Source organism: Ruminococcus sp. (genome assembly GCF_045129435.1).
GTDB lineage: Bacteria > Bacillota > Clostridia > Oscillospirales > Acutalibacteraceae > Ruminococcoides.
This window is the reverse complement of record NZ_JBGVJL010000145.1, coordinates 1-9448: the sequence shown is the minus strand read 5'-3', so window position 1 is coordinate 9448 and position 9448 is coordinate 1. Positions and strand designations below refer to the sequence as shown.

The window sequence follows — 9448 nt, the reverse complement described above, 5'->3', positions numbered from 1 at the left end:
GCGTCATTGGTTGTGCCTGTTTTAAGTCCTGTAATGCCGTTGTAGGTTTTTAAAAGCTTGTTAGTATTTACAATCTGAGTTTTTCCGTCACGCAGATTATCAAGCCATATTGATGTGTAGTTGAATATCATCTCGTGCTTCATAAGCTCTCTTGACATAACTGCCACATCATAAGCGGAGGTTATATGTCCTTCTTCGTCAAGTCCGTTGCAATTTTTAAATACGGTTTCTTTCATTCCAAGCTGTTGTGCCTTTTCATTCATTTTCTGAACGAAAACTTCCTCACTTCCGCATAAATGTTCAGCAAGTGCAACCGCCGCATCATTGGCACTTGCCACAACCGTTGCTTTAATCATATCGTCGGCACTCATAGTTTCGCCCTCTTCAAGCCATATGTCACTGCCGCCCATTGATGCGGCATGAGCCGAGGCTGTTATGGTATCGTCAAGGCTTAATTTCCCGTTGTCGATTGCCTCGCACACAAGCAGCATTGTCATAACCTTTGTGATTGACGCACAAGGGCGTTGTTCATGCGGATTTTTTTCAAACAGGACCTTCCCCGATGACGCTTCCATAAGCACCGCAGAGGGTGCTGTGATTGTGTCTTCCGTAACGGCATAAGCCTTTTGAGAAAATAAAGGAACTATGGATAAAGTCAGTACAAAAGCGAGTATAGTAGATAGCTTTTTTATCATAAAAACACCTCGTTCAATTCTATGAACGAGGTGCTGTTTGTATGATTATGTTAGATTATTTCAAAAAGCCGAATTTGTTGATAATCGGAACTTCAACAGACTTGTTTGCAAGTGTCTTGAAAAGACAGATGTACTGGCAAACGAGGAGAATTACTTCGCAAATTGCTGCAGCAATAGGAACAATACAAGTGAAAGAAAGAATTGCACCTGCTACTGCAAGGAAAAACATAATGATAGTAATCATAAGTCCCTGCTTGATGTGGAAATCAAGGTACTTTGACTTTCTTGAGCTTTGAGCAATCAAAGCAACGATTACACCTAAAATTCCCGATACATAGATAAGTGCGGCAATAAGCTTGTTTTCTGAAACCTCTTCTGCCGAGAATTCAGCTGTATGGTCGGTTGGATTTGCTACAGGTGCAGCCGCATACTGGTTGTACTGCTGTTCCTGTGGGTTTGGCTGTGCCTGCTGTGGCTGTGTTGCAGCCTGCTGAGCTACTGAGAAACCGCAGTTTGGGCAGAACGCAGCGTTATCTTCGAGTTGTGCGTTACATCTTGGACAATTATTCATAATATGTGCCTCCATTTATTTTATGATACAAGCATTTATAAATATTTATGCTGTGCATCAAAATTTATTACATTATTCAATAATACAAACAGCGTGAGCGGAAATGCCCTCAAGTCTGCCTGTAAAGCCGAGATTTTCCTCGGTGGTAGCTTTAACGCTGACCTGTGAGATGTCGATATTGCAGGCAGACGCAATATTCTCCCTCATTGAAAGAATATAATCCTTAAGCTTTGGCTTTTGAGCAATTACAGTTGAATCGATGTTGCCGATTTTATAGCCGTTTTCGGCAAGGATTCTGCAAACCTCTCTGAGCAAAGCCATGCTGTCTGCACCTTTGTATTTTTCATCTGTATCAGGAAATTGCTTGCCAATGTCACCGAGTGCCGCAGCACCAAGCAAGCTATCCATTACAGCGTGAACAAGTACATCGGCATCGGAATGGCCGAGCAAACCGAGTTCATAAGGAATTTCTACGCCGCCTAAAATCAATTTTCTGTTTTCGGCGAATTTATGTACATCATAGCCGTGACCAATTCTCATATATTAGCCTCTCAATCAAAAATTATTGTTTTCCAAGCGATTTTTAAGTATGCTTTCGGCAAGAATTACATCAACAGGTGTGGTAAGCTTGATGTTCTCTTCACTGCCTTTAACTACCAAAACTTCACCGCCCATATTTTCGATAAGGGCACAGTCATCGGTAAATTCAAGACTGTTTTCGCCTGCGTTTTCAAGAGCAAACATATACAAATCTCTTTCAAAAACCTGAGGAGTCTGCACAGCTCTGAGCTGAGAACGAAGCGGTGTGCTTTCAATCTTATTAAAGCCGTCAACAATTTTGATTGTGTCGGTTACCGATGTGCCGAGTGTTGCCGCACCGGTTTCAAAGGCAGCCTCTACTACCCTTTCGATTTCGTCAACAGTAATGAGTGGGCGTGCTCCATCGTGAATGGCAAAATACTTTGCCTTTTCACTTGCCGCCTTAATGCCGTTACGCACACTTTGAGAGCGTGACGAACCGCCGAGCACAACATTGCTGACCTTTGTAAATCCGTTTTCATCAACGAGAGCATTGATGCGGTCAACATCCTGATCTCGGCATACAACGACAATTTCCTTTATAAGGTAGCATTTCTGAAATGCCTTTAATGTATATTCTATAGCCGGCTTATTAAGCAGAGGAATAAACTGCTTGCTGTCTGCAATTCCCATTCTGACCGAGCCGCCTGCCGCAACGATTACGGCTGAAACATAAGCTGACATTAAATCAACTCCCAAACTTAGATTTTTTCAAATGCCTGTGCGAGGTCTGCAATAATATCCTCAGCACTTTCAATACCTACAGAAAGGCGGATAAGGTCAGGTGCTACACCTGCCTCGATGAGCTGTTCGTCTGTCATCTGGCGGTGTGTGTGGCTTGCCGGATGAAGAATACATGACCTTGCGTCTGCAACATGGGTAACGATTGTGATAAACTGAAGAGCGTCCATAAATTTAATGGACTCCTCTCTGCCACCCTTAATACCGAATGAAAGTACACCGCAAGAGCCGTTCGGCAAATATTTCTTAGCAAGTTCATGGTACTTATCGTCCTCAAGATCAGGATAGCAAACCCATGCAACATTCTCGTTGTTTTTAAGATACTTGGCAACTGCAAGTGCGTTTTCGCAATGCTTTTTCATTCTGAGGTGAAGTGACTCAAGACCGATATTGAGGTAATAAGCGTGCTGTGGTGACTGAATAGCACCAAGGTCACGCATAAGCTGTGAAGTAGCCTTTGTGATATAAGCCGCCTTACCGAAACGCTCGGCATAAACAATACCGTGGTATGAATCGTCGGGAGTTGTAAGTCCCGGGTATTTGTCTGCGTGTGCAAGCCAGTCAAAGTTACCGCTGTCAACAATACAGCCACCGACTGCTGTTGCGTGTCCGTCCATATATTTTGTGGTTGAATGAGTAACAATATCTGCACCAAATTCAAAAGGACGGCAGTTTACAGGGGTTGCAAATGTGTTGTCAACGATAAGCGGCACACCGTGAGAATGTGCAAGTCTTGCAAATTTTTCAATATCAAGAACAGAAACAGTCGGGTTAGTAATGGTTTCGCCAAACACAACCTTTGTGTTATCCTTAAAGTACTTTGCAAGCTCCCCCTCAGGAAGATCCTGATCTACGAAAGTACATTCAATGCCCATTTTTCTAAGGGTTGTACCAAAGAGGTTGTATGTACCGCCGTAAATTGAAGATGAAGCGATTATATGGTCGCCAGCCTCGCAAATATTGAATACAGCAAAGAAGTTTGCAGCCTGACCGCTTGATGTGAGCATTGCAGCTACGCCACCCTCCATTGCACAAATCTTTGATGCAACGCTGTCATTAGTAGGGTTCTGAAGTCTTGTGTAGAAATAGCCCTCAGCCTCAAGGTCAAAGAGCTTGCCCATTTCTTCGCTTGTGTCATACTTAAAAGTAGTACTCTGGTAGATTGGCAATTCTCTCGGTTCGCCCTTATGAGGCTGCCAGCCTGCCTGTACGCATTTAGTTTCGATATTCATAGTTATCCTCCAAAATTCACTTAACTGAAAAGTCCTTTTATAAAGCCCATAATAGCGTCTGTGCCGTAAACAGCAAGTGCCACAAGTGCAAGAAACGCAATGGCAGAAAGCACCCTGACAGTGGTACGCTTAGCACCGCTCATCTGCTCGAATTTTTCGTCCAATGTAGGCTCATCGTTTTGCTCAGGCTTAGCGTCATCATCAAGAATAACAGTATCGTCTTCTTTGATAGCACCTATACCCACACAAATGTCATATGCCTTTTCATAGGCGGCATAAGGCACGAAAATATCGCTTACGGCACTGTTTTTGTTGATAAACTCCTGCTTTCTCAGCTCCTTGTTTTTAATAACGCTGTCGCAAGGAACGCAGTTGTCCTCAAGTGCGGTTTTAATTCTCTCAAGCTCAAAGCCCGCTGCCGAGAGCAGATAAACAGGGGTGTTCTCATCTGTAATACTTTCAAGCGTAGAATTACAATCGGAACAAACGGTGTCCTCATCATTGTGCAAATGCTTGCATTTAGTACATAGCTTCATAAAAATGATTCCTTTATAAAAATTATAACAATAATTTATTCACAATTAATGCTATTTATCATTTTATCACAAAAAAGCATATGTATCAATACCCCAATGCTAACAATTTGGAAATTTGCAGAATTATTTTTGATTGGGGTTAGGGAAAGGAAAAAGCGGCAAGCCTGAGCCTGCCGCTTCCATTATAATCAAGGATGCTTATATACTGTTTCTATATTTTTGAAGTCACCTTTATATTTTGTTGCACCCCATCTAACTCTACAAGGTCCTGAGCCATTACAATCTGTATATGTAACTAAATTTCCTGATACACCTGTAACCATAACAGAGTGTCCACTATATCGGATAATATCGCCAGGTGTTAAGTCATTGAGTGAAGTAGTCCTTCTCCAGGTATTAGCATTTGAACCATAAATTTCATAAGCTAATTTAAGAGCATAGCCATGACATTGACCAGCAATAAAAGCACCGTTTAAAGTAAAAGCACCACATTTGCAACTGCAATTTGGACTACAATATAAGCTACATTTACAAGGAATAGTACCGGTTCTATTGCATGAAGGGTCATTGTATTTATTCCAGTACTGACCATTTACAAATCTTGTTTGGAGCTCTCTGAATTTTGCATCCAACGATGTATCCGGTGAAGGCGGAGTTACAGGTGGATTTATTGTATAGTAATCTCTATGCGAGTAGCCTTCAATAGTACCACCGCCATGTCGATTAGCACCTCTCACTTTAAGCCATTCAGAGCTTGTACTACCTATGATAGTAACCTGTTGTCCTTCGTTAAATCCACCGATTGAAGCATAATTTGTACCCGGTCCGCTCCTGACATTTACATTACCAACATCACCGGTATTACAAACCCACATAGTAGTTTCCAAAATGTCAGGATCAGGTGTCTTAACAAGTTCCCATTTCTGCATATCATTTTCAGAATTATATGTACCAAAGAATATGTTTGCTCCGTTATCTTTACCACCGGCTTCAATAGCACCATTTTGATACATATTCAAACGAATAATATAATAACCGTCATAGGTTTTTGTAAACAACCATTCTTGAGCTTCCCAGTCGTTATTTTGCCATAAATCAATATTTTTACCTATTGCAATAGGATCACTATATGATGAACCTCTATTTACATCAATAAGAAGATTATTCGATGTAGCACTGCGAAGCATATATCTATTGTCGTCTATTCTATCAATTACAATTTTTTGATTGTTATTTGAATTACCGTCACCCGACCAAAGGTGTACATTAGTACCGTTAGTATTACCGCCCTGATGGTCAAGATAAGAACTTGTGCCTTTTAGTTTTAAGCAATAAGTACCGCTTTCCAAATATGTTGTTGTTCTATTTACTCGAATAGTAGATGTTGAATAAATAGAACCATTTGATGATTTTGCAGTAATTATAGCTGTGCCGGCATTATTAGCAGTTACTAAACCATTTTGATTTACAGAAGCAACATCTGAGTTTGACGAACTCCAAACAATCCTTTTATCAGTTGCATTAGCCGGTGAAACAGTAGCATTTAATTGCAAGGTAGCTCCGTTATTCATTACAGCCGGATATTTATTGTCTATTTCAATTTTAGATACATCTACATTGCGGTTAGTTACTGTAACAGAAAAACTTGCTTTCACACCATTTTTAGAAATAGCAGTAATTTTTACTGTACCTATTGAGTTACCTGTCATTATTCCGTTAGAATCAACAGAAACAATTTCATCATCATTACTTATCCAGTAAATGGTTTTTTCTGTTGCATTTTCAGGCAACACCTGATACTCAATCTGTTTTTGTTCATTAAGATATATACTTGTATTATGTACAATTATTGAAGCAACATCAATAGCTTGAGTTGTTGGCACAACAGTTTCTGTCGGTTGTGTTGTGATGGGTTCTTTTTCAATAGGAAATTTTGTTATATAGCCAGAAATATACATTTGAATTAAACTAACATCGTTAATGTCAATGTAATTATCGCCATTCAAATCAACAGTAGTTGTTACAGTGTTAAAAGATGATTTATTTGCTATATATCCCTGTAGATAGGTAACATCAACAACGGAAATAATTCCGTCACCGTTAATGTCACCAATTTTATTGTTGCTATTTTCTGTAAACTTGATATTATCTTTTTTGATAAAACCGGAAACTGAAGCATTTCTAACAAAATAAAATCCGTCTTTCTCAAAGAGAACGGTAACTCCGGTGTTAGCAGATAATGTTGCTCTGATTTTTTTATCTGTACCATTGCTTGAAAGAAGTGCATCATCAGAAGCATTGTGGTATAAAGAAGCAGAAGTTGTACAAACTGCCTTTTTATTTATATTGTAGCACTCGCTTGTATTTGGTATAATACCACTTACATTTGCAACATCTTTTTTTATATAAGCAGAAACAAATTTTCCTGTACTCAAAAATGGATACATTACAAGATAATAACCATTTTCCTCGCAAAGAATTTCTAAATCGTCGTTCTCCCAAACTTCCCATACAGTAGCAGAATTACTGTCAGGCAGCATATAAGCAGTTGCTTTTTTATTTGCACTACCATTAAAGTTGCTTGTAATTTCGGTATCTGGTATACCATAACCGGTAATTTTACTGCTCGTAATGGCATAATGGCGTTCTCTAACACCATAATTTTCACCATTTTCATCAGCAGCATTACCCTCGATTGTATATACAATATCATCATAAAATTTTTTAACAATTCCAACATGAGAGCAATTATTAAAGAAAATTAAATCTCCGGTTTTAGGCTCATATTCTCCTTTGTTTTTCCAAAGTCCTTTATTAACAAACCATTTTCGTCCCTCTGAACAAGAAGCAAATTTTGGAATTACATTGGTAGAAATATTAGCCTGGTTTGCACACCAACTTACAAACATTGCACACCAAGCACCATTTGGATAACCATACCAATCACCATACTTAGAATAAAAGCTTCCATCATCATAAGTCGTTTCTAAATAACCTAATTCATTTTCCGCAATAGTGATCATATTATTAATTTTATCAGTTTGAATTGCTTTAACCGGATTTATTGCAGCTAAAGAAATTAATATACAAAAAACTAATAATAAACTCACGTTTTTTAAACTTTTGCTTTTCATAATTTACCTCCATTTTTTAAAATTATGTTCTCACAGATATATCTGTGTTAAAAAAATTAAGAATATATATTTACATAATTACTGCATTTTGCGGTGATTATTAATACAACAATGTGCGGTATGCTATACTAAAATAGAGGTGATACAATTATGTATAGACGCATACGGGAATTGCGTGAAGATGCTGATTTGACTCAAAAGCAAATGAGTACTATTCTACATTGCTCTCAACAGGTATATAGCAATTATGAGCTTGGTCAGCGTGATATTCCTACAGCTATACTGATTTCCCTTGCAAAGTATTTTCAAACAAGTACAGATTATATACTTGGTTTAACTGATAAAAAAGATAATATTTCCAAATGACAGCAAAAGTTTTATACAGTTGCTGTTATTTTTATCTAAATTTTACTGCATTTTGCGGTATTTGTCAATATGTTTTATAATATTATCAAAAATTTTCTTTTTCCTAAGTCATTCTCTTCTTTTCTGCCTTTAGAATATATCGGCAATCGTGCCAATTATTTAAAAAACACACTTTTTGCCATAAAAATCCCCTTTACGGTAATTTTGATTGCATTATACCGTAAAGGGGCATTTGTATATTTTCCGTTTTTGACTGACTTATTCAGAAATTTAAACGGTTGTTTTATATCATATAAATATCGGCTGATGTTGTTTGCCTTGCAGTGCAAGCTCTACACATTCTTCTATTTTAGAAAAATCTGCCACGAGTGAGTTTGGCTTTTTTATGCAATTATCCTGCCGCATAGGGACAAAATAAATATTTTTTGTGTTCATAAGTCTGCCGATGTTCTGTGCCGACGCTCCGAGTGCGTCATTAGTTGCAACGCACAACAGTACAGGTCGCAGAATACGCAGATGTGATTTTGCCGCCATTGTTACCGAGGTGTCGGTAACGCCGAGCGAAAGCTTTGCAAGTGTGTTTCCTGTGCAAGGTGCTATCACAAGCAGGTCGCACATTTTTTTAGGCCCTATAGGCTCTGTCTGCACCGAGGTGTGAAGTACCTTTTCTCCTGTGATTTCCTCGCAAGTTTTAACCATTTCCTCTGCCCTGCCAAATCGAGTGTCTGTTGAATAGGCATTGCCTGACATTATCGGAAGTACCCTGTAGCCTGAATCAACAAGCTTCTGCATTTGCTCAAAGGCTTGTGAAAAGGTGCAAAAGGAACCGCACATTGCATAGCCAATGGTTGCTTTTGTCACCTGTAAACCTCCTTGATTATGTTAAAAATCGTTTTTCTGATAATTTCTCCCGCTGCCTTTGGTGCGGTTCTGCCCGGTAGCGACAAGGCACGAATGGCATCGGTTTTGTACCTGCGTGCCGCCTCAAAATCCACTCCTCCCGGAAGTGAGGCAAGGTCTATAATAATTGTGTTTCGGTCGGTGTTCATAAGCAGATCGCTGTCAAAAATCATTACCGGAATTGTGTTGAATACAAGGTCATAGCCCTTAACGCTTTTGAGGTTATTTGTATTGATGTGATTACAGCCTAGTGCGTCTATATACGCAAAATCAACTTCATTTCTGGCACTTACGGTCACTTCGGCATTGAGTGCCTTTAGCATTTTTGCAAGCATTTTACCGATTCTGCCAAAGCCGCATACAAGGCATTTACTGCCAAAAATTGTGCTTTCGTACTCATTCATGGCAATTTCAACAGCACCCTCGGCAGTAAGCAAGGCGTTGGCTACCTGAAACTCCTCTTTAGCCGAATAATCGTACACTTCACAATCGGTAAGACATGGATATGCTTTTAGAAATTTATTTTTCATAGCAACAAATATCGGCTTGTTTTTTAAAAGTTCAAGCGTATCATCGTCAAGCCTTGTTTTATTGTCTGAAAAAGGTGTGTTTACAGTGCCGTTAGCACAAATTGACGGCAACGGGAAAATTATTGCATCTGATTTTAAAACAGCAGTTTTTATATCGGATATTT

General features: G+C 39.0%; 10 protein-coding genes. 1 reads left to right on the top strand and 9 read right to left on the bottom strand.

The window, feature by feature from the left end:
• The 7 genes from ACJMMI_RS06975 to ACJMMI_RS06945 form a co-directional block, all read right to left on the bottom strand.
• The coding region (locus ACJMMI_RS06975) for a D-alanyl-D-alanine carboxypeptidase family protein (protein ID WP_405354505.1) at nucleotides 1-695 on the bottom strand (695 nt) is incomplete at its 3' end.
• A 55-nt stretch (nucleotides 696-750) separates the two neighbouring features.
• Entirely contained in the window at nucleotides 751-1266 is a 516-nt protein-coding gene (locus tag ACJMMI_RS06970; RefSeq protein ID WP_405354504.1) for a zinc ribbon domain-containing protein, read from the bottom strand.
• Between the two features lie 72 nt (nucleotides 1267-1338).
• Nucleotides 1339-1806 carry a 2-C-methyl-D-erythritol 2,4-cyclodiphosphate synthase gene (gene ispF / locus ACJMMI_RS06965; RefSeq protein ID WP_405354503.1) on the bottom strand — a complete coding sequence of 156 codons (468 nt, stop codon included), beginning with the start codon at nucleotides 1804-1806 and terminating at the stop codon, nucleotides 1339-1341.
• Between the two features lie 15 nt (nucleotides 1807-1821).
• Nucleotides 1822-2529, bottom strand: a complete 708-nt coding sequence (ispD, locus tag ACJMMI_RS06960; RefSeq protein WP_405354501.1) for a 2-C-methyl-D-erythritol 4-phosphate cytidylyltransferase — start codon at nucleotides 2527-2529, stop codon at nucleotides 1822-1824.
• A gap of 17 nt (nucleotides 2530-2546) precedes the next feature.
• The gene (locus ACJMMI_RS06955; RefSeq protein ID WP_405354499.1) at nucleotides 2547-3818 is read right to left on the bottom strand and encodes an O-acetylhomoserine aminocarboxypropyltransferase/cysteine synthase family protein; all 1272 of its coding nucleotides are present in this window, start codon (nucleotides 3816-3818) and stop codon (nucleotides 2547-2549) included.
• Nucleotides 3819-3838: 20 nt separating this feature from the next.
• Nucleotides 3839-4354, bottom strand: coding sequence for a hypothetical protein (locus ACJMMI_RS06950; protein ID WP_405354497.1), 516 nt, complete (start codon nucleotides 4352-4354; stop codon nucleotides 3839-3841).
• Nucleotides 4355-4542: 188 nt separating this feature from the next.
• Nucleotides 4543-7488, bottom strand: a complete 2946-nt coding sequence (locus tag ACJMMI_RS06945; RefSeq protein WP_405354496.1) for an Ig-like domain-containing protein — start codon at nucleotides 7486-7488, stop codon at nucleotides 4543-4545.
• 150 nt (nucleotides 7489-7638) lie between these two features.
• On the opposite strand from ACJMMI_RS06945, the gene ACJMMI_RS06940 reads away from it, so the two are divergent.
• Nucleotides 7639-7854 (top strand): helix-turn-helix domain-containing protein, encoded by a 216-nt coding sequence (locus ACJMMI_RS06940; protein WP_405354495.1) that lies wholly within the window; start codon nucleotides 7639-7641, stop codon nucleotides 7852-7854.
• A gap of 288 nt (nucleotides 7855-8142) precedes the next feature.
• On the opposite strand, the gene ACJMMI_RS06935 is transcribed toward ACJMMI_RS06940, so the two are convergent.
• Both ACJMMI_RS06935 and ACJMMI_RS06930 read right to left on the bottom strand, forming a co-directional pair.
• Nucleotides 8143-8715 (bottom strand): dipicolinate synthase subunit B, encoded by a 573-nt coding sequence (locus tag ACJMMI_RS06935; RefSeq protein WP_405354494.1) that lies wholly within the window; start codon nucleotides 8713-8715, stop codon nucleotides 8143-8145.
• The coding region (locus tag ACJMMI_RS06930; RefSeq protein ID WP_405354493.1) for a dipicolinate synthase subunit DpsA at nucleotides 8712-9448 on the bottom strand (737 nt) is incomplete at its 5' end. The genes ACJMMI_RS06935 and ACJMMI_RS06930, both read right to left, overlap by 4 nt.

Bases quoted from the DNA above. Each gene is read 5' to 3' on its own strand.
- ispD (WP_405354501.1), bottom strand. From the start codon at position 2,529: ATGTCAGCTTATGTTTCAGCCGTAATCGTTGCGGCAGGCGGCTCGGTC.
- ACJMMI_RS06940 (WP_405354495.1), top strand. From the start codon at position 7,639: ATGTATAGACGCATACGGGAATTGCGTGAAGATGCTGATTTGACTCAA.
- ACJMMI_RS06950 (WP_405354497.1), bottom strand. From the start codon at position 4,354: ATGAAGCTATGTACTAAATGCAAGCATTTGCACAATGATGAGGACACC.
- ACJMMI_RS06970 (WP_405354504.1), bottom strand. From the start codon at position 1,266: ATGAATAATTGTCCAAGATGTAACGCACAACTCGAAGATAACGCTGCG.
- ispF (WP_405354503.1), bottom strand. From the start codon at position 1,806: ATGAGAATTGGTCACGGCTATGATGTACATAAATTCGCCGAAAACAGA.
- ACJMMI_RS06955 (WP_405354499.1), bottom strand. From the start codon at position 3,818: ATGAATATCGAAACTAAATGCGTACAGGCAGGCTGGCAGCCTCATAAG.
- ACJMMI_RS06945 (WP_405354496.1), bottom strand. From the start codon at position 7,488: ATGAAAAGCAAAAGTTTAAAAAACGTGAGTTTATTATTAGTTTTTTGT.